Source organism: Pseudomonas sp. CCC4.1, assembly GCF_035019225.1.
GTDB classification, from domain to species: Bacteria; Pseudomonadota; Gammaproteobacteria; order Pseudomonadales; family Pseudomonadaceae; genus Aquipseudomonas; species Aquipseudomonas bubulae.
In genome coordinates this window covers 1-24,902 of sequence record NZ_JASJWL010000030.1, presented here as the reverse complement: position 1 = coordinate 24,902, position 24,902 = coordinate 1, and the positions used below count along the sequence as shown (strand labels likewise).

General features: G+C 59.5%; 24 protein-coding genes and 1 tRNA gene. 12 read left to right on the top strand and 13 right to left on the bottom strand.

Annotation, left to right across the window (positions count from 1 at the left end; translation table 11 throughout):
* The first annotated feature begins 251 nt into the window (after nucleotides 1-251).
* The 9 genes from QN377_RS13580 to QN377_RS13540 all read left to right on the top strand — a co-directional run bounded on the left by QN377_RS13580 (nucleotide 252) and on the right by QN377_RS13540 (nucleotide 11,829).
* On the top strand, nucleotides 252-1,448 hold the full coding sequence (locus QN377_RS13580) for an amino acid aminotransferase (protein ID WP_095023547.1): 1,197 nt from the start codon (nucleotides 252-254) through the stop codon (nucleotides 1,446-1,448).
* Between the two features lie 65 nt (nucleotides 1,449-1,513).
* A tRNA-Asn gene (locus QN377_RS13575) sits at nucleotides 1,514-1,589 on the top strand.
* 307 nt (nucleotides 1,590-1,896) lie between these two features.
* Nucleotides 1,897-2,607 carry an HpcH/HpaI aldolase family protein gene (locus QN377_RS13570; protein ID WP_095000464.1) on the top strand — a complete coding sequence of 237 codons (711 nt, stop codon included), beginning with the start codon at nucleotides 1,897-1,899 and terminating at the stop codon, nucleotides 2,605-2,607.
* A gap of 17 nt (nucleotides 2,608-2,624) precedes the next feature.
* Nucleotides 2,625-4,712, top strand: coding sequence for a TonB-dependent receptor family protein (locus QN377_RS13565; RefSeq protein ID WP_095024765.1), 2,088 nt, complete (start codon nucleotides 2,625-2,627; stop codon nucleotides 4,710-4,712).
* 74 nt (nucleotides 4,713-4,786) lie between these two features.
* Nucleotides 4,787-5,986, top strand: a complete 1,200-nt coding sequence (locus QN377_RS13560; RefSeq protein WP_322213017.1) for a siderophore biosynthesis protein PvsA — start codon at nucleotides 4,787-4,789, stop codon at nucleotides 5,984-5,986.
* Nucleotides 5,983-7,764, top strand: a complete 1,782-nt coding sequence (locus QN377_RS13555) for an IucA/IucC family protein (protein WP_322213016.1) — start codon at nucleotides 5,983-5,985, stop codon at nucleotides 7,762-7,764. Before QN377_RS13560 ends, QN377_RS13555 begins: the two co-directional genes overlap by 4 nt.
* Nucleotides 7,749-8,891: an MFS transporter gene (locus QN377_RS13550; RefSeq protein ID WP_095031646.1), complete on the top strand. Its 1,143-nt coding sequence runs from the start codon at nucleotides 7,749-7,751 to the stop codon at nucleotides 8,889-8,891. Before QN377_RS13555 ends, QN377_RS13550 begins: the two co-directional genes overlap by 16 nt.
* Complete coding sequence (locus QN377_RS13545; RefSeq protein WP_296302152.1) at nucleotides 8,888-10,648, top strand: IucA/IucC family protein; 1,761 nt, start codon at nucleotides 8,888-8,890, stop codon at nucleotides 10,646-10,648. Before QN377_RS13550 ends, QN377_RS13545 begins: the two co-directional genes overlap by 4 nt.
* A complete protein-coding gene (locus tag QN377_RS13540; protein WP_322213014.1) occupies nucleotides 10,645-11,829 on the top strand; it encodes a type III PLP-dependent enzyme in 1,185 nt (394 codons plus the stop codon). Before QN377_RS13545 ends, QN377_RS13540 begins: the two co-directional genes overlap by 4 nt.
* Before the next feature lie 243 nt (nucleotides 11,830-12,072).
* Here the strand turns inward: QN377_RS13540 and QN377_RS13535 are convergent, their stop codons facing one another.
* From QN377_RS13535 to aroE, 3 genes are all read right to left on the bottom strand, one after another.
* A complete protein-coding gene (locus QN377_RS13535; protein ID WP_095000458.1) occupies nucleotides 12,073-12,450 on the bottom strand; it encodes a DUF1640 domain-containing protein in 378 nt (125 codons plus the stop codon).
* A 256-nt stretch (nucleotides 12,451-12,706) separates the two neighbouring features.
* Nucleotides 12,707-14,149: an MFS transporter gene (locus QN377_RS13530; protein WP_323567632.1), complete on the bottom strand. Its 1,443-nt coding sequence runs from the start codon at nucleotides 14,147-14,149 to the stop codon at nucleotides 12,707-12,709.
* A gap of 61 nt (nucleotides 14,150-14,210) precedes the next feature.
* The gene (aroE, locus tag QN377_RS13525; RefSeq protein WP_322213013.1) at nucleotides 14,211-15,026 is read right to left on the bottom strand and encodes a shikimate dehydrogenase; all 816 of its coding nucleotides are present in this window, start codon (nucleotides 15,024-15,026) and stop codon (nucleotides 14,211-14,213) included.
* A gap of 204 nt (nucleotides 15,027-15,230) precedes the next feature.
* Between aroE and QN377_RS13520 the strand changes: the two genes are divergently transcribed.
* Nucleotides 15,231-15,920, top strand: coding sequence for an HAD-IA family hydrolase (locus tag QN377_RS13520; protein WP_095000455.1), 690 nt, complete (start codon nucleotides 15,231-15,233; stop codon nucleotides 15,918-15,920).
* 26 nt (nucleotides 15,921-15,946) lie between these two features.
* Here the strand turns inward: QN377_RS13520 and QN377_RS13515 are convergent, their stop codons facing one another.
* Nucleotides 15,947-16,417: an FAD/FMN-containing dehydrogenase gene (locus QN377_RS13515; RefSeq protein WP_150628397.1), complete on the bottom strand. Its 471-nt coding sequence runs from the start codon at nucleotides 16,415-16,417 to the stop codon at nucleotides 15,947-15,949.
* A 150-nt stretch (nucleotides 16,418-16,567) separates the two neighbouring features.
* On the opposite strand from QN377_RS13515, the gene yghX reads away from it, so the two are divergent.
* The gene (gene yghX, locus QN377_RS13510) at nucleotides 16,568-17,452 is read left to right on the top strand and encodes a YghX family hydrolase (RefSeq protein ID WP_322213010.1); all 885 of its coding nucleotides are present in this window, start codon (nucleotides 16,568-16,570) and stop codon (nucleotides 17,450-17,452) included.
* Between the two features lie 5 nt (nucleotides 17,453-17,457).
* Here the strand turns inward: yghX and QN377_RS13505 are convergent, their stop codons facing one another.
* Both QN377_RS13505 and QN377_RS13500 read right to left on the bottom strand, forming a co-directional pair.
* Nucleotides 17,458-17,640, bottom strand: a complete 183-nt coding sequence (locus QN377_RS13505) for a DUF1289 domain-containing protein (protein WP_322213008.1) — start codon at nucleotides 17,638-17,640, stop codon at nucleotides 17,458-17,460.
* A gap of 3 nt (nucleotides 17,641-17,643) precedes the next feature.
* Nucleotides 17,644-18,015 carry a hypothetical protein gene (locus QN377_RS13500; protein ID WP_095000451.1) on the bottom strand — a complete coding sequence of 124 codons (372 nt, stop codon included), beginning with the start codon at nucleotides 18,013-18,015 and terminating at the stop codon, nucleotides 17,644-17,646.
* Nucleotides 18,016-18,426: 411 nt separating this feature from the next.
* Here QN377_RS13500 and mqo point away from each other — a divergent pair, with 411 nt between their 5' ends.
* A complete protein-coding gene (gene mqo, locus QN377_RS13495; RefSeq protein ID WP_095000450.1) occupies nucleotides 18,427-20,073 on the top strand; it encodes a malate dehydrogenase (quinone) in 1,647 nt (548 codons plus the stop codon).
* Nucleotides 20,074-20,153: 80 nt separating this feature from the next.
* Here the strand turns inward: mqo and QN377_RS13490 are convergent, their stop codons facing one another.
* The 7 genes from QN377_RS13490 to QN377_RS13460 all read right to left on the bottom strand — a co-directional run bounded on the left by QN377_RS13490 (nucleotide 20,154) and on the right by QN377_RS13460 (nucleotide 24,864).
* Nucleotides 20,154-21,005: a CAP domain-containing protein gene (locus QN377_RS13490; protein WP_322213006.1), complete on the bottom strand. Its 852-nt coding sequence runs from the start codon at nucleotides 21,003-21,005 to the stop codon at nucleotides 20,154-20,156.
* Nucleotides 21,006-21,054: 49 nt separating this feature from the next.
* Nucleotides 21,055-21,735, bottom strand: a complete 681-nt coding sequence (locus tag QN377_RS13485; protein ID WP_218722922.1) for a GNAT family N-acetyltransferase — start codon at nucleotides 21,733-21,735, stop codon at nucleotides 21,055-21,057.
* A gap of 191 nt (nucleotides 21,736-21,926) precedes the next feature.
* The gene (locus tag QN377_RS13480) at nucleotides 21,927-22,481 is read right to left on the bottom strand and encodes a UPF0149 family protein (protein ID WP_095000447.1); all 555 of its coding nucleotides are present in this window, start codon (nucleotides 22,479-22,481) and stop codon (nucleotides 21,927-21,929) included.
* A 47-nt stretch (nucleotides 22,482-22,528) separates the two neighbouring features.
* Nucleotides 22,529-22,873 (bottom strand): hypothetical protein, encoded by a 345-nt coding sequence (locus tag QN377_RS13475; protein ID WP_095000446.1) that lies wholly within the window; start codon nucleotides 22,871-22,873, stop codon nucleotides 22,529-22,531.
* Between the two features lie 126 nt (nucleotides 22,874-22,999).
* Nucleotides 23,000-23,401 (bottom strand): hypothetical protein, encoded by a 402-nt coding sequence (locus QN377_RS13470; RefSeq protein WP_095000642.1) that lies wholly within the window; start codon nucleotides 23,399-23,401, stop codon nucleotides 23,000-23,002.
* Nucleotides 23,402-23,427: 26 nt separating this feature from the next.
* Nucleotides 23,428-23,883 (bottom strand): GNAT family N-acetyltransferase, encoded by a 456-nt coding sequence (locus tag QN377_RS13465; protein WP_322213004.1) that lies wholly within the window; start codon nucleotides 23,881-23,883, stop codon nucleotides 23,428-23,430.
* 15 nt (nucleotides 23,884-23,898) lie between these two features.
* Nucleotides 23,899-24,864, bottom strand: coding sequence for a threonine dehydratase (locus QN377_RS13460; RefSeq protein WP_095000444.1), 966 nt, complete (start codon nucleotides 24,862-24,864; stop codon nucleotides 23,899-23,901).
* Nucleotides 24,865-24,902: the final 38 nt, after the last annotated feature.

Sequence of the window (24,902 nt, the reverse complement as noted above, 5' to 3'; positions counted from 1 at the left end):
AACAGGATACGGCTAAATATGGAGGTCATGTTCGACTGTTTCAAGGTACAGCTCTGATACGGGCATATCGGCAAAGATTGCAATTAGACCAGTGGCCTGAAAATAAACTCAAATACTTGGGTAAAACCGGCAATAGGCTGTTGCCCGAATCCTGATCGGGCTTATACTTGCTCCCCGTTTGTGCACCGCTCTAGTGCAATCGGCTGGAGCGTTGTCACCCCCTCCATTCCCCATTCAGAGCCGCCGTAATAATGAGCCTGTTCTCCGCTGTCGAAATGGCACCACGCGATCCTATCCTGGGCCTCAACGAAGCATTCAACGCCGATACCCGTACCAGCAAAGTGAACCTGGGGGTTGGTGTTTACTGCAACGAAGAGGGACGAATTCCGCTCTTGCGTGCCGTTGTCGAAGCCGAAACGATCCGGGTTGCCCAGCACGCGTCGCGCGGTTATTTGCCGATCGATGGTATTGCCGCCTACGACCAGGCCGTGCAAAAGCTGTTGTTCGGTGCCGAGTCGCCGTTGCTGGCAGCTGGCCGGGTGATCACCACTCAAGCCGTTGGCGGTACCGGCGCGCTGAAAATCGGTGCTGACTTCCTTAAGCAACTGCAGCCAGGCGCAGTAGTCGCGATCAGCGATCCAAGCTGGGAAAACCACCGTGCACTGTTTGAAGCCGCCGGTTTTCCGGTGCAGAACTACCGTTATTACGACGCCGCCAGCCATGACGTCAACCGTTCCGGCATGCTCGAAGATCTGAATGCCTTGCCGGCCGGCTCCATTGTTGTGCTGCACGCTTGCTGCCACAACCCGACCGGTGTCGACCTGACCCCGGCCGACTGGCAGAACGTGCTGGACGTGGTCAAGGCCAAAGGCCTGATCCCGTTCCTGGACATGGCCTACCAGGGCTTTGGCGACGGCATCGACGAAGACGCAGCAGCAGTACGCCTGTTCGCCGGCTCGGGCCTGAGCTTCTTTGTTTCCAGCTCGTTCTCCAAGTCGTTTTCTCTGTACGGCGAGCGTGTCGGTGCACTGTCGATCATCACCGAATCGAAGGAAGAGAGCGCCCGTGTGCTGTCCCAGGTCAAACGCGTGATCCGTACCAACTACTCCAACCCGCCGACTCACGGTGCAACCATTGCTGCAGCCGTGCTTAACAGCCCTGAGCTGCGTGCGATGTGGGAAGACGAGCTGGCAGAAATGCGCCTGCGCATTCGTGGCATGCGTCTGCAAATGGTTGAGCTGCTGTCGAAAAAGGCTCCTGGGCATGACTTCAGCTTTGTTGCACGTCAGCGTGGCATGTTCTCGTACTCCGGTCTGACCGTTGAACAAGTAACGCGTCTGCGTACCGAATTCGGTATTTATGCCCTTGATACCGGCCGAATCTGCGTGGCTTCTTTGAACCAGCGCAACATTGAGGCGGTAACCGACGCCATTGTTCAGGTCATCTGAATAATGCAGGTAGAAGTCAGCAAAAGTGTTGACTTCTCTTTTTATATCAGTAAGATAGACGCCATTCCGCGATAGCTCAGTTGGTAGAGCAAATGACTGTTAATCATTGGGTCCCTGGTTCGAGTCCAGGTCGTGGAGCCAGATAGTAAAAAAGCCGCTAGCGATAGCGGCTTTTTTTTGCCTGAAATTTGGCAAGGTACAGATTCTCCCCCCTGGACCTGGACCTGGACCTCAGCAAAACAATGGCTTATGGCCATTTTCCTACAACCTGAAACGTTTTTTTTAAGATGTTCGTCACGAATATCGCTATTCGATAATAAAAATCGTTTACCTATATCTGAGAATGATTATTATTGGCACCAGTGCTGCCTCGCTAAAAGGACCTGTGTCAGTGATAAAAACTTCTCCGGTTTTTTCCCGGCTACAAGACGGGAAAGTTGTTTACGGCATGCTCAATTCCCTGCCTTCACCCATGCTTTGCGAGATGCTCGCGTTTGCCGGCTACGACTTTGTAATTCTTGATCTGGAGCACTTGCTGCGCTCCGAAGAAGACATCATGCATTGCGTTCGGGCATGTGAGGCCGCAGGTATTTCGCCCTGGCTGCGCATGGCGCAAGTGGACGAGAAATTGATCGGCAGGGCGCTGGACGCCGGTATCGAAGCCATCGTGCTGTCACGCACTGAAAGCGTCGCCCAGGTCCAGCGCGCCATTGAGGCGGCCTTTTTTCCGCCCCTGGGCAAGCGCGGCATGACCGGTGGGCGCATCACCGGCTTCGGTCGCCTGCCACTGCCCGAATACATCGATCTGGCCAACCGCCAGACCCCCATCATTCCGATGATCGAAAGCCGCGCCGGTGTTGACGCGCTGGGCGACATCCTGCAACTGGACGGGGTCGGCATGATCATGGAAGGCGCCCTGGACCTGGCCCTCGATCTCGGCCTGGGGCCTGATCCTCTCAATCCTCGGGTCTGGCAAACCCTGCAAGGCATGGCCGACGCCTGTCTTGGCGCCGGCGTCGCTTTTTGCGCCAACCCCCGCACCGTCGAACAGAACGCGCTATGGCGCGCCCGCGGCGTGCGCAGTTTTCTGGCCGGTGAAGACCGTGGCTTGCTGCATAACGCACTCAAAGCCCGCCTGCATTCTCTCCAACAGCAATAATGAGTCGACGTAGTCCAATGAAAACAATATCCCTACACTTTTCACTGAGCCTCATGACACTGGGTATTTGCCAGGCTGCCATGGCCGCCGATCAACAACCCCCCGGCCACAGCGTTGAGCTGGCGCCCATGACGATTGAGGGCGATGTACTGGGTGCCGCCAGCGATCAGGAAGTGCGTACCTATGCCGGGAGTCGCAGCGTCATCGATTCCAGCGACCTGAAAAAAGCCAGCACCCGTGGCCTGGATGATGCGCTGCAACGGGTTCCGGGTATCAAGATTTTCGACGAGACCGGTACCGGTGCGCTGCCCCAGATTTCGGTACGCGGCCTGTACGAGAGCCGCAGCGGACGCATCCAGGCCTTGTCGGACGGCATCCCGCTCGCGTTGGCACCCTATGGCCAGACCGGCCTGTCGCTGTTCCCAATGACCATGGCCACGGTCGACCGGGTTGATATCGTGCGCGGGGGCGCAGCGGTGCAATACGGTCCAAACAACGTCGGCGGGGTGATCAACTTCATCAGCAAGCCGATTCCCCGCGAATGGGAAACCACCCTGCAGGAGAAAACCACGTTCAATGCTGGCGGGCGCCAGTTGTGGGATACCTATCTGGGCACCGGCGGCTACCTGACTGACAACTTCGGGCTGCAACTGGACATCAATACCCTGAGCGGCGAATACGGGCGCGAACACTCTGATACCGATGTGCAGAACTACCGCCTGCGCGGCCAATGGAACATAGATGATGACCGGGATCTGAGTTTCGGCGTTCAGCATTACAAGGCCGACATGGACCTGGCCGGTGCCCTCAGCGTCAAGGACTACAAGGACGACCCGCGCCAGTCAACGCGCCCGCTGGACCGCTTCGAGGGTGACACGGATCGTGTGTGGGGCACTTACACCCAGCGTCTTGGCGCCATGGGGCCGTTCGATTCGGTGGAGTTCAGCTGGACCAACTTTGCCCACAACAGCTACCGCAATTTCGTCGTAGGCCTGCCGTTCACTCCGGACGGTACGGCCGTGACCAAGCAGGACGGCCCGCGAGACTTCAAGGTTTGGGGTTCGGAGCCGCGCATCAGCGCCACCATCGATGGCGACACCGTCGGCCAGACCTGGCTACTCGGTGCCCGCTATGTCAGCGAAGACATCAGTTACAAGGTCAACCGGCAGAGTCTGGCTACGGGTGTGACTGCACCGTTTCGCGACTGGAAATTCGATGACAGTGCTCGTGCCTTCTACATCAGCAACGCCATCAGCCTGCTTGATCATCGCCTGACCATTACCCCCGGCGCGCGCTATGAAAACGCGCGCATGAACTACAGCGATGGCATCACCGGGTTCGAGCGCGAGAACAAGTCTGAAGAATGGCTGCCGGGCCTGACCGTGGGTTACCAGGCCAACGACGCCTGGTATGTCTATGCCAACGCCCAGAAGTCCCTGCGTCCGCCTCAGGTTACGCAGATCGTCAAGGAAGGTGCGGTCGGTGCCGAGCTGGCCTGGAACTACGAGACTGGCGTGCGTTACACCCCGTGGGAGGGCATGCGTGTCGACTTCAACTTGTACCGCATCGACTTTGATGACCAGATTGTCTACAACGCCACCACCGACCGTTTCGACAACCTTGGCAGCACACGTCATCAGGGTTTCGAGACCGATATTTTCTGGACCCCGCAGGCCATGCGTGATCTGGACCTGCATGCCGGTTATGCCTACCTCGATGCCAAACAACGCAACGGCACTTACAAAGACAACGAAGTGCCGTACTCCTCGCGAAACCAGTTTATGGTGGATGCCCGCTACCGTTTTGCCGAACACTGGACCTACAACCTCGACGGTCTGTACATCAGCAAGGCCTACACCGACGCTGCCAATACCCGCGAAGAAAACGCCTCTGCCAGCGTGGGTGAACTGCCTTCTTACTGGGTGTGGAACACGGCTATCGAACGTGAGTTCCCGCTGGCCGACAAGAGCATCCTGACCGCCTCGGCGGGCATCAGTAACCTGTTCAACCGCGAATACTATTTCCGAGGTATCGACACCAGCCCTTGGGGTCGTCAACCCGCGCCAGAGCGTTCGCTCACCTTAGGCGTCAATTACCGCTTCTAAACCGCGCACACGCGCTTTTGTAAATCAGTTGCCCATCCTGCGGGACGGGCAACTGTTGCCCCCAGGAAAGTGCCATGCAACGTCCATTCGTCATCCTTGCTCACGTCGCACACCCAGCCATTCTCGAGGGCTTTATGCCAGCCGCGCAGCAGCGCGGGCTGCCAATTGTGCTGATCACCGATCATGCTCAGGAACATCGTCGCCTGCTTGCCAGCTCGTCTCTTTCGCCGGACCGGCTGCAGGTGATCGAATGTGATGTATTCAACCCGCTGGCGGTCATCGAAACCCTCAATGGCCAGGGTTTGCGCCCGGTTGCCGTATTTTCCAACAGCGATCACCTGCAAACCGCGACAGCAGTCGTGGCGGAGGCGTTCGAGTGCCCCGGCAAGAACTGGCGGTTGTGCCATGCCGCCAAGAACAAGGCCGCCATGCGTGAGCGCATGCAGCGTCTGGGCCTGCCCGGGCCGTGGTTCCAGGTGCTTGCCTCGGGCTGCGCGTTGCCTGCTGATGCGCCATGGCCAGTGGTGGCCAAGCCCCGTGAAGGGGTGGCCAGCCTGGACGTGCGCTTGTGTCACAACGCCGCTGAACTGAGTGCTTACTGTGAACGGTTCTGGGAGCAGCAACCGGACCGTGCACTGCTGCTGGAGGCTTACCTGGAAGGGCCACTGTTCACCCTTGAAACCCTCGGTGACGGTCGTAGCCTGCAAGCCATTGGCGGCTTTGACGTAAGCCTTTCTGCGCCGCCCCATTTTGTCGAACTCGCTGCCCGCTGGAATGGCCCGCTAAGCAGCGCACAGCGCACCGCGGCGCTGGCGCAAGTGGCGGCATTCGGGGTCAATTTTGGCGTTTGCCACAGCGAATTCATCCTCACCGCACAAGGCCCGGTGCTGGTCGAGATCAACTATCGCAGTATCGGTGACGGCCGCGAGTTTTTGCTGGACCGGCTGCTGCCACAGGGCTGGTTTGACCGAATCGTTGCCCTGCATCTGGGGCAGGCGCTGGTCGACGCACAACCGGCTCGGGCCCAGGCAACCGTGCACTATCTGGTGGCCGAGCGTTCGGGGCGGCTGGATCAGGCCAGTGCCAGTTTCAATGTCGAATCCGCAGACCACTGGTGCGATTACCGGGCGCTGCAACATCCCGGCGACACGGTGACCATCAGCCACTCCAACAAGGACTACGTCGGCGTATTGCGCCTGATTGCCCCGGATGACGTGAGCCTGGATGCGCAATTGCATTCGACCCTCAACGACCTGAAATGGGTGGTGGCATGAACCTGCAACCAGAAGTTGCCGATCAGGCCTACATCACCCGCCGCATCATCGATTGCTGCCTGCGTGAAGATATCCGCGGAGTTGTCAGTCAGGGCCGGATCTGTCCGCTGCCCGAGGCGTTGCATCAGCTGCTTGCGCATCAACCCAGCGGCATCTGGCTGCGGATCACCGATCTGGCGGCTGACGAGTTGTGGCTGCCAGTGGTCAAGGCGTATCCGTTGCAGGATTGGAGTGTTACCGGCGATGCCTGGATCCGGGTATCGCGACAGCACCCGCCTGAGGTCCAGCGTGGCTACTCACTCTGGCTTGGCCATCTGAGCCAGGGGCTGGACGCTGAAAGCCTGGGGTTGTTCGAGGCGTATCTGAAAGAGGCCGATTGCGCCACGCAACACCGGACCCTGTGCAAGCAAGCCGGTCAACGCAATGCCGCCGCGCTCGGCGATGTGATCGGGCTCCAGCACTGGTCGCAGCGCCTGTTGAAGATTGACCAGCTGGCCAGCTATCTGGACCACCCGTACTACCCGACTGCACGGGCCAAAAGCGGCTTCGATGGCGCAGCCCTTGAACGCTATGCGCCGGAGTTTGCACCGCGTTTCGAACTCAACTGGCTGGCGATCCCCAGGCAGGCCATGACCCTCACCAGTGTGCAGCCGCCGCACTGGCCGGGTTTCGAGGAAGTAGGCTTGCCAGGCACTTTGCACAACAGCCACTCACTGCTGCCGGTGCATCCGTTGACCTGGGCTGTGCTTGAACAGTATGGCTTGCCTGAGGGCGCACTCAAGGCGCCACGCACGGCCATGCAGGTTGAGCCGACGCTGTCTGTGCGTACGGTGGTGTGCATTGATCAGCCTCATTGGCATATCAAATTACCGTTGCTGGTCACTACCCTGGGCGCGCGCAATCTGCGTCTGATCAAGCCAAGCACCCTGTACGATGGCCACTGGTTTGAAACCACCTTGCAGGCGCTCGCCAGGCGAGATCCGGAGTTGGGATCACGCTATTTGCACGTAGATGAACAACACGGCGGTCATGTCGCCCAAAGCCGTCATCTGGCCTATATCGTGCGCCGCTATCCGGCGGGGCTGGAGCACACCACACTGGTGCCGGTGGCTGCACTGGCCAGCCCTCTTGCGGGTGGGCGCCTGTTCCTCGAACAGCTGGTCGAGCGTTTTTATGCCGGCTCCCTGCAACACTGGCTCGACGACTACCTTGACCTGTTACTGCAGGTTCATCTACGGCTGTGGCTGCGATACGGCATCGCGCTTGAGGCCAACCAGCAGAACGCCGTGCTGATATTCGAACACGGCCGGCCAATGCGCCTGTTGATGAAGGACAACGACGCCGCGCGCCTTTGGCCGCAACGTTTCGCTGCAGCTTGTGCTGATCTTGCCGGGCTGCCAGCCGCCTTGCAGGATGAGCGCATTCGTGTCAACAGCAGTCAGCCTTTGGCCGAGATGTTCTGCACCATCACCCTGCAACTGAATATCGTCGCAATTTTGCAGGCCATTGCGGCAGCGGGGCTGGCGCCTCAAGCCAGCCTGTACGACACGCTGCGCCGGCGCTTGACCGGTTGTCTGCAGCAGCTCGAAGCCGAAGGCATCAACTGTGACGACGCACGCCGCTGGTTGCTCGACAGCCCAAGGTTGCCGGTCAAGTACCTGCTCAGCGCCGGCAGCCTGTTCAGCAAGGCCCATTCCGGTGCCAGTGATATCAACAAGTTCTATGGCTACAGCGCGGCGAATTTCCTGCTGGAGGAGGTGCCATGCAGCGCCGTTTAATCGCCAGCGTCTTGTTGGGGCATTACCTGTCGGCCTTTACGGCGCTGGGGATTCCGCTCTATCTACCGCGCATCCTGGGCGACCTCGCGCCCGGCACGCCGGGATGGGCCATCGGCGTGCTGTTTGTCCTGCCAACCCTGTGCACCGCCCTGGCCGCGCCAGTATGGGGGCGCTGGGCCGATCGCAACGGTTGTCGTCTGTCGTTGCTGCGCGCCCACGCCGGGTTGTTCGCGGGTTTTCTGCTGGCAGGCTTGAGCCCTAATCTGACCGTGTTCGTGCTGGCATTGGTTATCCAGGGCACCTTCGGCGGAGCAATGGCGGCCTCCAACGCCTACCTGTCGACCCAGCTCAAGGGCTCCGGGCTGTCCCGCGCCCTGAACTGGACTCAGTATTCGGCACGGCTGGCAATGATCAGCGGCCCGATCCTGCTGGGGCTGCTGACCTCCCGGGGCTTGGGCATCAACCTTTACAGCTGGCTGGCGTGGTTGCCGCTGCTGGCTTTTGTTCTGGTGTTGGCGCTGCCCAACGACAAGCCCGGGCATGCCCTGGACCGCAAACAAAAACCGCCGCCAGGCCAACTGCCAGCCGACATGGCGCGCCTGCTGGCGGTGCAGTTCCTGTTCAGCTTCGCCATGGTGGTCACCTTTCCCTACTTCATGCCATACGGTGAACAATTGGGGATAGGTAACGACACCTTGATCGGTGTGCTCTACAGCCTGCCGCATTTGGTTTATCTGCTGGCCTTGCCCTGGGTCCACAAGTATCAGGGCAACGTCCTGTTGCCGGGGCTGGCGCTGCTGGCGATCAGCAATGCGCTGCAATTCTGGAGCGTGCAGGCAGAGCCGTTGTTCGCCCTGCGTCTGCTCAGTGGCGCGGGCATGCTGCTCAGCTTTGTCGGGCTGCACCGCTGCCTTAGTCAGCGCAGCCGGCAAGGCAGTGCAGGGCGCCTGTTCGGCTGGTTTGACTCCAGCGGCAAATGGGCCGGTACCGCTGCCGGTGTTACGGCTGCTCTGGTCACTCAGACCTGCGGCATTGCATCCCCCTTTCTGGTTGCCTGCCTGGCTGCCATGGCCGCCATGGTCATGGCGCGCCCTCTAATGATCACTTCCCGGGAGATTCCGGCATGACGTTCGTTCCCAATACCTTGTCCCTGAATGACCATGCCCTTGATGGTGAAGCCCAGCGCCATGCCATCGAGTGCCTGCTCAATTGCTATTTGCGCGAATATGCATTGCCGCGCAACGAAGCCGATCTGAACTACCAGGCACAGGATGTGCCGATGAGTCTGCGTCAGGCCGGCGCTCGTTGCATCAGCATCAACCTGCCGGGCGGCCGTTTGGTGGTGCGCATCGACAGCGCCAGCCTGTTGGGCCGCTGTCATTACATCGGCGCGCCTTATTTCAAGGGCAACCAGCAGGGCTGGCGGCCACTGGAGGCCCGGGAACTGGCCAGCCTTCTGTGTACGCCACTGAGCGGTGCCGGGCGTGTCGGCGAGATGCTGCAACAGTTCGCCAACAGCCTGCAGATCACCCGGGCCTTTTTGCGTCATTCCCGTCCGGCCAACGAAGCTGCCGACAGCCTGCTCGCATCCGAGCAGCATCAGCTTTGGGGGCATGCCCTGCACCCGACACCGAAAAGCCGCGAGGGTATTTCCCATAACGATTTGCTGGCCTGCTCGCCTGAGGTTGGGGCGTGTTTTCAGTTGCACTGGTTCAAGATCGACCCGGCGCTGTTTCGCCATCAGGGTGAGGACCCGCGCAGTACCCTGCAGCAACTGTCGGGGCGCGACGACGCCTATCCGTGTCACCCCTGGGAAGTCGCCCGCATACTGGCCGATCCGCTGGTGCAGCGGGCGCAACAGCAGGGTCTGATCGAATACCTCGGCCCTCTGGGTCAGGCCATGTTCCCGACCTCGTCGGTGCGTACGCTCTACCACCCGCAACTGGCTTATTTCATGAAGTTCTCGATGCATGTGCGGCTGACCAATTGCGTACGCAAGAATGCCTGGTATGAGCTGGACAGTGCCGTGGCCCTGACTCATCTGCTCCGGCCGGTCATGAGCGAGCTGGCAATCCGGCAGCCGGGCTTTTTGCTGATGCCCGAGCCCGCAGCCTCCAGCCTTGATCTCGGTGCTTTGGGTACGCTGGAGCAGGCCCGCGAAGTCACCGAATGCTTCGGTATCGTTTACCGGGAAAACCTGTCCATGGCCGATCGCGGGGCGTATCAGCCGCAGGTGGCAATGGCGCTGTTTACCTGGGACTTGCAAGGTCGCAGTGTCTGTCGTCACCAGGTTCGACGTTATGCCGACATCACCGGCCTGGGCATTGAGCAGGCCACGCTCAACTGGCTGGATGCCTATGCCGCGAAAATGCTCGGCGGCGTGCTGCACTGCCTGTTCCGTCAGGGGGTGGCGCTGGAGCCGCATTTACAAAACACGGTTGTCGGCTTTGCTCAGGACGGCTTGCCGAACCGGGTGTGGATCCGCGATCTGGAGGGCACCAAGCTGGTTCCTGAAATCTGGCCGGCAGAACGCTTGAGCGCGCTCGACGAGCGTACCCGCAACTCGGTGTACTACAGCGCGCAAAAGGCCTGGCAGCGGGTGGCTTACTGTGCGCTGGTGAATAATCTGGGCGAGGCGATTTTTCATCTGGCCAATGGTAGCGATGCTCTGGAACAACAGTTGTGGACGCGCACCGGCGAGCTGTTGCACGAACAGTGCGCGCTTCTCGGTCATCCGCAGCAGCTGCGCGAGTTGTGCGCCGGTGCGCCATTCCCCGGCAAGGAAAACTTTATGACCCGTCTGATGATGCGCGCCGATCGCGAAGCGGGTTACACCCAGCTGCCCAGCCCGTTGGCGTTTATTGCAAAGAGTAAGTGCGCATGACTCTTCCTGTCGCTGTCACCCGCTGTATCGATCAGCTCAAGGCTGAACACGAGGGGCCATTGTGTGCCTATGTCTACGACTTGCCTGCCCTTGAACAGCATATAAAGGCAATGCGCGAGGTGCTGCCCGTTAACTGCGAATTGTTCTATGCCGCCAAGGCCAACCCGGAGGCGCGGGTGTTGAAAACCCTTGCACCGTGGGTAGACGGTTTCGAAGCGGCCTCGGGCGGGGAGCTGGCCTGGCTGCATGAGCAGTGCCCCGACGAGCCACTGATCTTTGGCGGCCCGGGCAAGCTTGATCGTGAACTGGATATCGCCATGCAGTACAGCATCTCGGCGTTTCATGTAGAGAGCGTGACCGAGCTTCGCAGTCTGGCGCGCATCGCTCGCCAGCGTGGCGTGAGGGCTGCGCTGATGTTGCGCTTGAACCTCAAGCTGACGCAGGCACCGCAGAGCAGGCTGGTCATGGGCGGCAAGCCCACGCCGTTCGGGCTGGACGAGCAGGGGCTGGCAAGTGCACTGCAATTATTGCGCGAAGAGCCGTCTCTGGAGCTCAAGGGGCTGCACTTTCATATGCTGTCACACCAGCTGGATGTCGACGCGCACCTTGAGTTGATACGCAGCTACTTCCTGACTTTCCGCCAGTTGTGTGTCGACCACGACCTGCAACTGCCCGTGCTGAATGTCGGAGGCGGCATGGGCATCAACTACCAGAACCCGGCGCAGTCGTTCGACTGGCCAAGGTTTTGTCAGGGGCTCAAGGGGCTGGTTGATGAGTTCGGTATGGGCGCGACCCGAATCCGCTTCGAAATTGGTCGCTTTATCAGCGCAGCCTGCGGCTATTACGTCATGCAGGTGCTGGATATCAAAAGCAGCCACGGCGAGTTTTTTGCCATTGGTCGAGGCGGCACTCATCATTTCCGCACGCCTGCAGCGCAAGACCATAACCATCCGTTCACGGTTATGCGGGGCACAAACCCCCCGCAGATAAGCGGTCAGGACGTCACCCTGGTAGGCCAGTTGTGCACGCCCAAGGATGTGCTGGCCAGGCAGCAACCTGTTGCGCAACTGGCGATTGGTGACCTGCTGGTGTTTAGCCTGGCGGGTGCCTATGCCTGGAATATCTCGCACCAGAACTTCCTGATGCACGAACCGCCTCTGAAGGTGTTTATCGACGGGTGATGCCATGGAGTTGCCAGCCAGGGTGCCGGCAACTCCATCCTTGGCAATCAGCCATCCACGCTGATTCCTGGTATGCATCGAACTCTATAAAGAGCTCGGTTATCAGGAATCCCACAGGGCCACGCAATACGGCTTTGCCCGGGTTTTCATGCGCAAGCTGCTTCAAGCCCAAGCCGGATACTGAACAGCCCATAATGATGGAGGGCTGTTCAGTTGAAGTCATCACCAAGGTTTGCCAGGGCTTTACTCCCCCAGTAAAGCCCTGTTGAGAAAGTCATATCCCAATTTGATCGATGGCACGCTGATGCAAATGAAGATGATGCCGAACTGCCAGTGAACAATCTTGCCCTGGGCCTCCAGCGCAGTAATTGACGAGCGCAGTTCGAGGCCTTGTTCCTTGACGGATGACCTGAGCTCTACACCTTGCTCCCTTATCAGAACGCGCAGTTCAGCGCCCAATTCTGAAATGGAGGCTTTCAGGTGCCGTTCGGTTTGCCCCAGGTCTGATTTGGAGGCGAGATCTTTCACTTCATTCTCCCAGGCTTCGACAACGGCTTTAGTTTTACCTGAAGGCATACTGATGGATGTCAGCGCGTCGTAAAGGGTAATGGATGATTTCATATTGTCTCCTGCGATTGGCAAGTGACGTCGGGCCGCCATCTGACGCCTGACTCCTGTCACTGTGAGGGCGATTCACTCCTTGCCTGAGATTCTACTTTTATCCCGAATCAATACAGTCAGACCTTTCTTAGCGTTGCGTCAGTCGCGGTGGTATTTCTGGTGACCGATTATGATTACGAGGAGAGCAGCATCGTGCTGGCGCAAAAAAGCCTGCAGTCAGCAGGCTCTTGCATGAGTCAGGTTGCAGCACGCAGCATCAGCGTGGCGTCGGTTGCACCACCGGCTGTGGCGTCATCTGCGGAGCGTTGTGAGCAGGCAGCATTTCCCAGGCATCACGGGGCTCGTCCAGATCTCGGTTGAGGGTTTCCGGGGTCTTGAAGGTGGTGTACAGGGTGATCAGCGTCAGCAGCGACAGGTAGCAGGCAATCGGCAACCAGGCGCCGATACCGGCGCTGGCATCGCCATCGTGACTGGCCACGACCAGAGCGATCAGCCCGGCGCCAATCAAGGGCGCAATACCGCCAGCAATCACCGCCGAGGCTTCCCGGGCAATGGATACGCCCATATAGCGGTGGCGCGAGCCGAACAGTTCAGGCATCAGCGCCGCCTGGGTGCCGAACATGCCCCAGGTGCCGATGCCCAGCGCAATAGAGATAGCAATAATGCTCGCGATCACATTGCCCTGGCTCAGTATCCACCATACCGGGAACGCCAGTGCCAGTTGCAGCAGCGCAAAGGCCCGGTACACCACTACACGGCCAAAACGGTCGCTGAGTTTACCGGCAATCGGCACGGTCAGAGCACCCAGGCTGGCGGCGCAGATCAAGGTGAGCACGCCCACCGGCCCTTGCAGGCCGACCACACCAACGATGTAACTCACCGCCAGGGCCTGATAAATCGAAGACCCGCCGTTTTCTCCCAGGCGTAGGCCAATGCCCAGCAGCAGCGTCGGTTTTGAGTGTTTCATCGCACTTTTTAGCGGATTGTCGCAGACGCGCTTGAGGGCCTTGAGGCGGATAAAGGTCGGCGACTCCTTGAGCGACAGGCGCATGTAAAGGCCCAGGGCGACGATCACCACGCTGCTGAAGAACGGTATGCGCCACAACCCGCTTTCGAGCACGTTGTCACTGCTGCTGATAACCATGAAGTACACCAGCGCGGCAAGGATGGTGCCCAGTTGAATGCCAAGGAAGGGCAGGGCAGCGTAAAAACCGCGTCGGCCCGGGGGGGCATACTCGGTCATCATCACTGCCGCGCCGGCCTGTTCGGCACCTGCACCGAGGCCCTGGAGCAAACGCAGCACCACCAGCAGCACCGGGGCCAGGTAGCCGACTTGATCAAACGTGGACAGGGCACCGATCAGGGTGCTGGAAATACCCATCAGCAACACCGTGGAGGTGAGCACGAACTTGCGTCCCACGCGGTCGCCGATCATGCCGAACAGCACACCACCCAATGGCCTTATCGCGAAGCCCAGGAAGTAGGTGCCGAAGCTGGCAATCAGGCTCATGGTGCGGGTTTGTTCAGGAAAGAACAGCGGCCCGAAAATCAGCGCCGCTGCCAGGGTGTAGAGGGCAAAGTCGTAGTATTCCAGCGCACTGCCCAGGGAGCAGGCCCAGGCGGCGCGGTGCAGGTCTTTTTTGTGTTCCGGGCTTTCGGGGACCAATTCAATATCAGATGAAGCATGATCGTGAGTCATGTTGGTACCTTCTGGTAGGCGCCTTTACGGCATCTTGTTATCGATAGGCAGCAGGGGGGGCTTACAATTTGAGTCGATGTATCTCCTCGAGCATGGCCTGCTCCATGATGTCGATGGGGGCCTCCATGCCGGTGTACAACTCGATTTGCCGGCAGGCCTGCTGCACCAGCATGCGTGTGCCGGACACGGTGCGGCAGCCCAGCGCGGCGGCTTGCAGAAGCAAGGCGGTACGCACGGGCATAAAGGCTACATCCATGACGATCAGATGGCTGGCCAGCAGCCCGTCCAGCGGATTGTTGTCGGGCTGCTTGAAGCCCACGCTGGTGGCATTGATCACGATGTCGAAATCCCGGGCTGCGAAGGCCTCGACACTGCCACCCCAGTGCGCGCCCAGGTCTGTGCTCAGGGCCTTGCCCCGTTCACTGCTGCGGTTGAACACCGTGACCCGGGCTGCCGCTTGCAGGCAGCCAAAGACCACGGCCCGCGCTGCGCCTCCGGCGCCGATCACGGCAATGCGCTGGTTGTTGAGTTCGCAGACTTCCTGCAGGGCGCGTACTGCACCGAGGTAGTCGGTGTTGTAGCCGGTGAGAACGCCGTCGATGTTATTGATGGTGTTGACCGCGCCAATGACCAGTGCGGACTCATCGATCGCGTCCAGATGCTCCATCACCACGGTTTTGTAGGGCATGGACACGTTCATGCCGCGCACACCCAATGCGCGGATGGCCGCGACGCCCGCCACCGGGTCCTCGATGCCGAAGCAGACGAAGGTGTAGTCCAGGCCCAGGGCCGCGTAGGCCGCATTGTGGATTTTCGCAGAGAGAGAAAAGGGCGAGCCCATGATCGAACCGCACAGGGTTGGCAGGGACTGGGGCATGCGTGCCTCCTAGTATTGGATTTATGAGTGGGGCAATAAGCCCACTTTCAACCCCTGCAGCGCAGTGTGCCAATCGTATATGGTGATGCCGTGATCACGGATGCTGATCACCAGCTGAGAGTTGATGATTGGCGATGACTGCAGCACATTGTGCTTCTCCCGGTGTTATGGTGCTGAATCCTTCCTGCCAACGGATTTGTTGTGATGACTACACCGCGTGCTGCTGTCGGCCCGATCAAGGCCGTGATTTTCGATATGGACGGGTTATTGCTGGATACTGAGGGTATTTACACCGAAGTCACGCAGATCATCGCCGAACGCTACGGTCGCACCTATGACTGGAGCATCAAGCAGCACATCATCGGCCGTGGCGCCCTGGACCTGGCAGAATTTCTGGTCAAGGCGCTGGAATTACCGATCACCGCGCAGGAATTTCTGGTTGTCCGCGAGCCGTTGCTAAAAGAACGCTTCCCCAAAGCCACGGGCATGCCGGGTGCCGAGGCGCTGGTGCGCCATCTCAAGGCCCACAAGGTGCCAATTGCCGTGGGCACCAGTTCATCGCAACATTCCTTTGCCCACAAAACCACCTTGCATGGTGAGTGGTTTGAGCTGTTCGACACCATTGTCACCGCTGACGACCCTGAAGTGGGGGCAGCCAAGCCTGCACCGGATATCTTCCTGACGGCGGCACGGCGCCTGGGTGTTGCGCCCGAGCACTGCCTGGTATTCGAAGATTCGCCTTTCGGGGTAACGGCTGCCAAAGCCGCCAACATGACTGCGATTGCCGTACCTGATGTAGCCATGGCCGACAGCAAGTACACGCATGCCGACCTGATCATCCGCCAGCTGGCCGACTTTGATCTGGCGGCTTATGGTTTGCCGCCGATGCGATAAGTGCTAGCCAGATCCCTTACACGCGATTATTGCACCGGCAGTTTTTCCAGTGCCGCACGCAATTCGTCGGCGCTGGAAAACTCTTGCTGTGACATTAGTTTGCCACTATCCAGTTGCAGCCACAGTACCTTGTCTTCGGCACCGGGGTACTGGGCGGCAACAGCCCCGTCGCGGTCAAGCACAACACGGTAGCTGTAGTCACGCATGGCCGGGATGGCGATAAATTTGCCGATCAGCGAGGGCATGCGCTGCACATCGGCGAGAAACACCACATTGCGTGCTTCCAGGTAGCCCTTGGCCTGGTTTTCCAGCGCAGCCTTGACCAGCTTGGAGCCGTCCATGTTGCGCGCCACCAGTAGCACGCGGGTTTTTTCGTCCAGCGTGTAGGGTTGGTCATGCTGGTCGTTCAGGGTCCATGGCGTCAGGCGCTCACCGATATTCGCGGCCTGGGCCAGCATGGAAAACGCGCTCAACAACAGCACAAGTGCAATTCTCACCGTTTGATACCCCTTCAGTTAATGGTTCTGGCCTGACAGGTTTCAGGCATGGCCGGTATGGTATCCCACAGCACAAGGTAAAAGTTCTGAGACGCATTTAGCTACAAATTGCTCTATGGTTAAGCGCTACCGGCCCAAGGAAACGCCAAGATGACGCGTCTGACAGCGAAAGACTTTGCCCCTGAGTTACTTGAGCTTTATGACTACTACGCCCACGGCAAGATCAACCGTCGCGAGTTTCTTGACCGTGCTGCTGTATTCGCCCTGGGCACCACTGCGTTATCGGTGCTGACGGCGTTGAGCCCAGACTACGCACTCGCCGAGCAGGTCTCCTTTACCGACCCGGATATCATTGCCGAGTACATCATGTACCCATCGCCCAGGGGCAACGGCCAGGTGCGCGGTTATCTGGTGCGGCCAGCCAAGGGGGCGGGCAAGCTGCCGGCCGTGGTGGTGGTGCATGAGAACCGCGGGCTGAATCCTTACATCGAAGATGTTGCCCGGCGCCTGGGCAAGGCGGGATATATCGCTCTGGCACCCGATGGCCTGACGTCAGTGGGCGGATATCCCGGCAATGATGAGCAAGGCCTGGCGTTGCAGCAAAAAGTCGACCCTGCCAGGCTGATGAATGACTTCTTCGCGGCGGTGGAGTGGTTGATGCAGCATGATGCCAGTACCGGCAAAGTTGGGATTACCGGGTTCTGCTATGGCGGCGGGGTGGCCAATGCGGCGGCAGTGGCCTACCCGGAGCTGGGAGCTGCAGTGTCGTTTTACGGGCGCCAGCCCGGTGCAGACGAGGTCGCCCGTATCCAGGCACCGTTGATGCTGCACTACGCCGGGCTGGATACACGGATCAATGACGGCTGGCCAGCTTTTGAGCAGGCGTTGAACAGTAACGGTAAAGTCCATGAAGCGCATATCTACCCGGGAGTGAATCACGGCTTTCATAACGACTCGACGCCTCGCTACGATGAAACCGCGGCTACTCTGGCCTGGAACAGGACCCTGGGCTGGTTCGGCAAGTATCTGGCGTAGCGGGCTTAGCCGTTCTTCTTGCGCAGGCTCTTGAGCCGAGCGCTGGCGCGCTGCACGGCGGCCATTTTTTCCGGGCGCTTCATGCCCCGCCACTTGCGGATATCTTCCCGGGTTCGACCGCAGCTCACGCAGAGCTCACCACTTAAATGGCAAACTGCAATGCACGGGTTTTCAATGTCTTTTGCCACGGTTCAACTGCGTCCGGTCTGTTTTTGCGCCAGGCGCTTGGGCCAGTTGCCGCCACAACTGCGCTGGCACTCTTCTTCTGAATCGAAGAATACATGGGCCGAGCCGTTACGCACCTTTACGCCGGCATCCGCCAGCGCCTGGGCCGTCAGTTCACCCATATAGCGCGCCTCGCCATCGGCCAGGGCGAAGTCTTTGCTGGCTTGCGTATCGAACACCCAGACCACCTTCAGGCTGGCCGGGAAAGCCTCGTAGTCAACAACATGGGTCAACCAGGCAAACCCCGGGATCTGTGATTTGGCCGTTTCGCAGGCCTCGGTCAGGGAGGTGATCAGGCGACGTTCGATCTGTGCCTGGGTGCGTTTGCTTAAAGACATGGGTGAATCCTGTTGATAGGCGGGGCAAAGGCACGATTATACCTGAGCGCGGGGCTTGGCTACTGCTGCTTCGCCCAGAGTGCCACCTGAGGTAGAATGTCGCGGTAAGTCGGCTGGCCGCCCTGGAGCGTCATGCCCACGCAGGTTCCCCGGAAGGAGCCGCGAGCAGGCCGGACATCAAGGGAGTCACATCCGCTGTACCCAAAATGTTACCCAAGTAGCTGAAGCCAAGACCAACAAGAGATCAGCGCCCAAGGTACATGAAGTGAGGTCTGTAACGTGCACAGGCCTTATATGTCTGCCCGTTCGGGGCTTGAAGCTGGCTCGATTGCAGGTGACCGTCTGTAGTGGGTCAGGCAAATTCAGGCACCGAGTGCCGGGCAGATGGCGTTTTATCTTAGGTACTACAACATGTTAAAAAAAATGAACAAGGGGCTACTGGGCCTGGCGCTGACCATGGGGATTACCTCCGTGCATGCGGCAGAACCTAAACACGTGGATGTACTGCTGATCGGCGGCGGCATCATGAGCGCTACTCTGGGTGTATGGCTCAACGAGCTGGAACCCGGCATGTCCATGGAGATGATTGAACGTCTCGATGGCGTTGCCCTGGAAAGCTCCAACGGCTGGAACAACGCAGGTACCGGTCACTCCGCCCTGGCTGAGCTGAACTACACGCCGGAAGACAAGAACGGCAACGTTGAAATCCCGAAGGCCATTGAAATCAATGAGGCTTTCCAGGTATCGCGTCAGTTCTGGTCGTGGCAGGTCAAGAACGGCGTACTGAAAGATCCGCGCTCGTTTATCAACTCCACGCCGCACATGAGTTTTGTGTGGGGCGATGACAACATCAAGTTCTTGAAAAAGCGCTATGAAGCCCTGCAGGCCAGCCCTCTGTTCGCGGGCATGCAGTACTCCGAAGACCCGGTGCAGATCAAGAAGTGGGTTCCGCTGATGATGGAAGGGCGCGATCCCAACCAGAAAGTCGCGGCCACCTGGTCTCCGATCGGTACTGACGTGAACTTCGGCGAAATCACACGCCAGTTCGCGGCTTACCTGCAAACCAAGCCTAACTTCTCGCTGAAACTGTCGAGCGAAGTTGAAGACATCAAGCGCAATGAAGATGGTTCGTGGCGCGTGGTGTACAAAAACCTGAAAGATGGCAGCAAAACCGAAACTGACGCCAAGTTCGTCTTTATCGGCGCTGGCGGCGGTGCCCTGCACCTGCTGCAGAAGTCCGGCATTCCTGAAGCCAAGGAATACGCAGGCTTCCCGGTTGGCGGCTCGTTCCTGGTAACCGATAACCCGACTGTTGCCGAGCAGCATCTGGCCAAGGCCTACGGCAAGGCTTCGGTTGGTGCGCCACCGATGTCGGTTCCGCACCTGGACACCCGCGTGCTGGATGGCAAGCGCGTTATCCTGTTTGGCCCGTTCGCGACTTTCTCGACCAAGTTCCTGAAAGAAGGTTCGTACTTCGACCTGCTGACCAGCACCACCCCGCACAACATCTGGCCAATGACCAAAGTGGGTATCGAACAGTACCCACTGGTTGAATACCTGGCCGGCCAGCTGATGCTGTCGGACGAAGACCGCTTCAATGCGTTGAAAGAGTACTTCCCGAACGCCAAGTCCGAAGACTGGCGCCTGTGGCAGGCCGGTCAGCGCGTGCAGATCATCAAGCGTGACGAAGAGAAGGGCGGCGTGCTGAAACTCGGTACCGAGATTGTCAGCGCCAAAGATGGCAGCATCGCCGGTCTGCTGGGCGCATCCCCGGGTGCCTCCACGGCTGCACCGATCATGCTGACCGTGCTTGAAACCGTGTTCAAGGACAAGGTTGCAACACCGGAGTGGCAAGCGAAGCTGCACCAGATCGTGCCGAGCTATGGCACCAAGCTGAACGGCGATCCTGATCGCGTTGCCCAAGAGTGGGCCTACACGGCTGAAGTCCTGCAATTGACTCCACCACCGGCGATCCCGGCGGCAACTCACACTGCAACGCCTGCTACGGAGCCGGCAAAGCCTGCTCCAAGCAACCCAGCGGCTGACATGGCGCTGTAAAAAAACGGCCCCACCCGACGCTGCTCGGGTGGGGCTGCTTTATCTCGCGTTACCGCCTCGCTCAACCCCTTCGCAATACCTCACTGCGTCCCGAACAGGGCCGTCCAGTAAATCCCTGCATCACTTTTTGGGTCTACCGCGTAGGCTGCGCCCAGCTCGCGAAACCCCGGATTCATCACGTTGGCGCAATGACCAGGGCTGGCCAGCCAGCCGTCGACCAGCTTGCGCGTGGTGTCCTGCCCGGCGGCGATATTTTCAACGATCTGCTGCGCGATATAGCCCGCCAGTTCAGCGCGATCCCCCGGGGTGCTGCCATCGCGGCCCTTGTGATCGAAGTAGTTATTGTTGGCCATGTCCCGTGAATGACTCTCGGCAGCGCTAGCCAGGGTGGTGTTCCAGGTCAGGGGCGCGGCAGGGCCGAAGGCCTGGGTGCCGCATTGGCGGGGTTGGTTACGGGCGCTGTTGAGCATCTCGAGGACCTTCTGGCCTTCGGCCTGCCAGTCTCCCAGGCGTGCCGCCAGCAGCGGACGGGCCAGAACGATGCGCCAGTCACGCTGGTCGTGGCTGACGCCGATATCGACAAATTGCGGGTCCAGCACCACGCGGCAAAAGCTTTCCTGGACGGCTTTCATGGCGGCCTGGGCGTCACGGGGGCCGGACAGGTTGATCGCCTGTACGTTGACCATCGGGTATGCCGCCTGTGCCAGGGCTTGCTGCAAATCGCCAAAACTGCTGGCCGGCAGCACCAGGCGGGTGTCGGCCGACAGTGGCGGCAACTCTTGCGAGGCCTGCCCTGCGCACAATTGAATCTGGCTGCGGTAAGCATTGATCGAGTCGATCAGTTGCGATTCTTCGCTGGCCACGGCGCCAGCGCTGAACACCATACTCAGTGTCAAGGCGCCGAGATGGGGCAGGGTGAAGTGAGCGCGCATACGGGTTCCCTCTTAACGGAGTGCAACCATGATGCGTTATTTCGCCCCTTTAGTCTTTTGCCAGGGCCACAAAGGCTTTGGCCCGGGCGGTCAGTTGATCGATCTGGCGATCACGTTTCTTCTCGGCGTCGAGCATGGCCTTTTTGCCGTTGCGTTGCAGCAGGTAGGTATGGATCTGGCGCACTTCGGTGGACTGGTAGATCGCGGCGACGTCGAGCACGGCCATCAGGCCGTCGCTGCTATGGTCACGGGTGTTCATCAGCACTTGCGGTCCGCGGGTACCGATGACTTGCAGCCCCATTGCCTCGAATTCCGCAACCTTGGTCACACTGCAAGTCAGCTCGGTGTGAGGGTAGCGGCGCACGACTTCCTCGAGCATCGAACGGGTCACCCCCAGATGGCGGTGGCTGGCCAGCTCGGCCATATAGGCAATGCCGCAGGCCTGGGGGTCGTCCTTGAAAGGCAGGTACAAGGCGAAGCCCGTTACTTTTTCCGGGTCCTGGGCATCGGTGGCGACAATCAGCTCGATCGCAATGCCTTTGGTGCCGTCGAGTGCCTGCAGGTACAGATGCACTTCAAAGCCGATGGCGTACTGATAAATGCTGTACAGCAGATTGCTCGGGGCGATTTCCATCGCACTGATATCGCTCAGGTGATCGACCACGAGCTGCAGGATCTGGCTGTTGATCGGTTCGCTGACCGGGGAATCGAAATGGCTGAGGGTGGTCATGGGGATGGTTTCTATAGTGTGCCGCAGCACAATTCGTAGCAGCTGCCGAAGGCTGCGTCCGATTGCGAAGCGATCGTAAATGCGCAGTGCAAGGTTTATCTGGATAATCGCGGTGGCTGATTTTACGGCGGCTTCGCCGCCGGACGCAGCCTTCGGCAGCTGCTACAAAATCAAAATCAGCTTCGCCGAGGTCAGCGCTGGCTCAACCAGAAGTCATGCAGCGCCCGGGCCGCAGGGGCAATGGCGGCAACGCTTTGCTGGTGGGCGGCAACGTCGAGGTCGTCGGGCAGTTCGAAGTTGTCCTGCTCGGCGCAGTCGGCGATGGCCTGGAGCAAGCGTGCTTGCGGCGCCGGAAGTGCTGGCCAGTTGCTGATGGCCACCGCACGGGTGTAACCAAAACACCACTCTTCCGCCAGGGTTACATCCTGGCCCAGATGTTCGGTCTGCTCGAAACGCGGAACAAATGCGCTGCTGTCCTCAGCCAGTTGCCGGGCCAGGGTATTGATATGGCGAACGCTCAGTTCGATGAACTGTTTGGCTTCCTCAGGGTTTTCCCAGGCCGGGTTCTGACCGCCCCAGATTGCCGGGAACCAGTCGGCGATATCGACCTGAGTCGGGCTTGAAACCAGTGCGGTGAAATAACCGTCGAGCTCCGAAGGGTTGAGCACGGAGTGATCGTCGCCGTATTTGAGCAGCGTGTTTTCGATCACGTCAAAGTCGCTGGCGTTCAGGGGTTGCGATTGCATGTTCGGGCTCCTTGGTGTGGCGGCAAAACGGGCGGTCTGCGGCAGACTCAGTCCACCGAAACAATAGACTCGAGTTCAAAGTATTTAAAGCCAGCCTTGGCCAGGGCTTTTTTCGCCTCTTGCTCGGCGTTGAATCGGCTCAAATCCTTGGAGTCATGGACAAACAGGCTTTCATCGCCGTCAAACACCTTGGTCACCCGCATGGTGACGCGCAGGACAGGCCCGCTGCGCTTTTTCGGCACAGGTGATGGCGCTTTGGCAGGTGCCGCAGCTTTTTTCGGAGCAGGGATGGTTTTGGCAGGAGCCGGTTCAACTTCAGGTTGAACCGGGGCAGCAGGCAGATCAAGGCCGAGCGCTCTGCGCATGTCGTCCTCGGTGAATCCGGCACTCATTGGTATGACTCAGTTAATTTAAAAGACGCGCTTATAGGGCAGAGATTCGGGTTATGGCAAGCGAATTTGTTCATATGCCGCAAAATATGACCTTTTCCGGGGTTAAAGCCCTTGTTCAGAGCCGATTCAGGGGTCGCTAAACAAGCCGTGACCATCCAGCAGTTTCCAGGCAATTTCAGGTCGTTTCTCCAGCGCCCGGCGGATGGCGGCCGGGATTGCCTGTCGGGTTTTTCGGCACAGGCCCGGTTGCTCGGCGAGGTGTATCGCAATGCCTCGCATGGTACGCACTTCTGTGACGCCGGGGTCGATCAGTACTTCAATGCCCAGTTGCTCGTGCATGCGGCGCTGCATATGTTCAAGATCGTCGAAGCTTTTCAGGTTTTCCAGCCGCTCGATCAGCACTTTCTCGGCCTGACGCGTGAGGTTGAGGATGCGCAGGTCGGTGCCAGGTGTCGCCAACAGTTGCTCCCGCTCGCAGATGCAGGCGCCGGGTGGGCAGGGTGAGCGCAGCGACGCAGAAGAAGTCATCAGGCTCAGCATAGCTGCCCCGGGATTTAGTCGTCCAGACGCAGGGCCATGATCACGGTGCGCTCGTCCCCATGGAACTCGTCGCGTACTTTCGCAAAGCCCAGTTGCGCGTAGAAGGACTCGGCCGTAAGCGAGGAGGGTACCCGCAGCTCTTGAATCTGCGCAACAATGGCCGCCTCCTTGATGCGTGCCATCAATTCCTGGCCTATGCCTCGGCCCTGATGGCCCGGATTGACGAACACACTGCGCACCACCGCGTGATCCAGGCTGGCAGTTCCCACTACATGGTGTTCGTGTACGGCCACGTACATCTGGCGCTGCTGCATCAATTTCAGAATCGAGGCCGGGCAGAAGTTCTGCCCGATCCGGGTGATCACCTCGGGGGAATAGTCCCGGGCATTGGATTCGCGCAAGGCGGCAATCACCACCTTGCTGATGGCCTGGGCATCGCCCGGTGTGGCGCGGCGAATCAGGTACTGCATACACACTCCTTTAGGTCATGCGTCAGCGCTGTTGGCCAGAATGGCGGCATACAGCAGGCGGTCAATGTTGGCGCCGCTCAGGATCAGTGCAACCCGGCGCCCTTTTTGCCTTGAGCGCTCGCTGATCAGGCCGGCCAGCGCGGCGGCGCCTGCGCCTTCAGCGGTGTTATGGGTGGTTTCATGGTAGACCCGAATCGCATGGGCGATCTGCTGGTCGGACACCCGAATCACCCGCGCCGCGCCCTTGGCAATAATTTCCAGCGCCTCGGGCAGCGGTTGGCGACAAGCCAGCCCGTCAGCAAACGTGTGGGCCGACTCGGTGCAGACCACACGGCCCTGCTCGACACTTTGCGCATAAGCATCGGCGTGCGCGGACACCACACCGACAATCTCGGTCTTCAGGCCCAGCAAGTCGCGGGCCTGGATCAGCCCGCAAATGCCCGAGCCCATGCCGATGGGGACATACACTGTGTCCAGTTCTTCCACTGCTTCTAGCAACTCCAGCGCATAAGTGGCCACGCCGCGAATCAGGTCGGGATGGAAGGCGGGGACCAGGTGCAATTTATAAGTGTGTGCCAGCACCGCCGCATGGGTGCGGGCCTCGTCAAAATCCTTGCCGCATTCAATCACGGTAGCGCCGAGGGCACGCATGGCGGCATTCTTTTCCACCGAGTTGCCTTCCGGCACCACGATCCGGATTGGAAGGCCTACGCTGCGCGCTGCCAGTGCGAGGCTCTGGCCGTGATTGCCGCGTGTGGCTGTGACCAGGCCTTTGGTGCCCGGTTCGCGGGCCAGCAAACCCTGCACATACAACAGGCCGCCGCGCACTTTGAAGGCACCGGTGGGCGTGTGGTTTTCATGCTTGACCCATACCGTGCAACCCATGCGTTCGGTCAGCAAAGGCCAGGCCAGTTGCGGTGTGGGCGCCAGGGTCTGGTGCACGGTATGGGCTGCAAGGCGAAGGGCATTCAAATCAAACATGGCACACCGTCATCGAGGGATTTGACTCGATTCTAGGC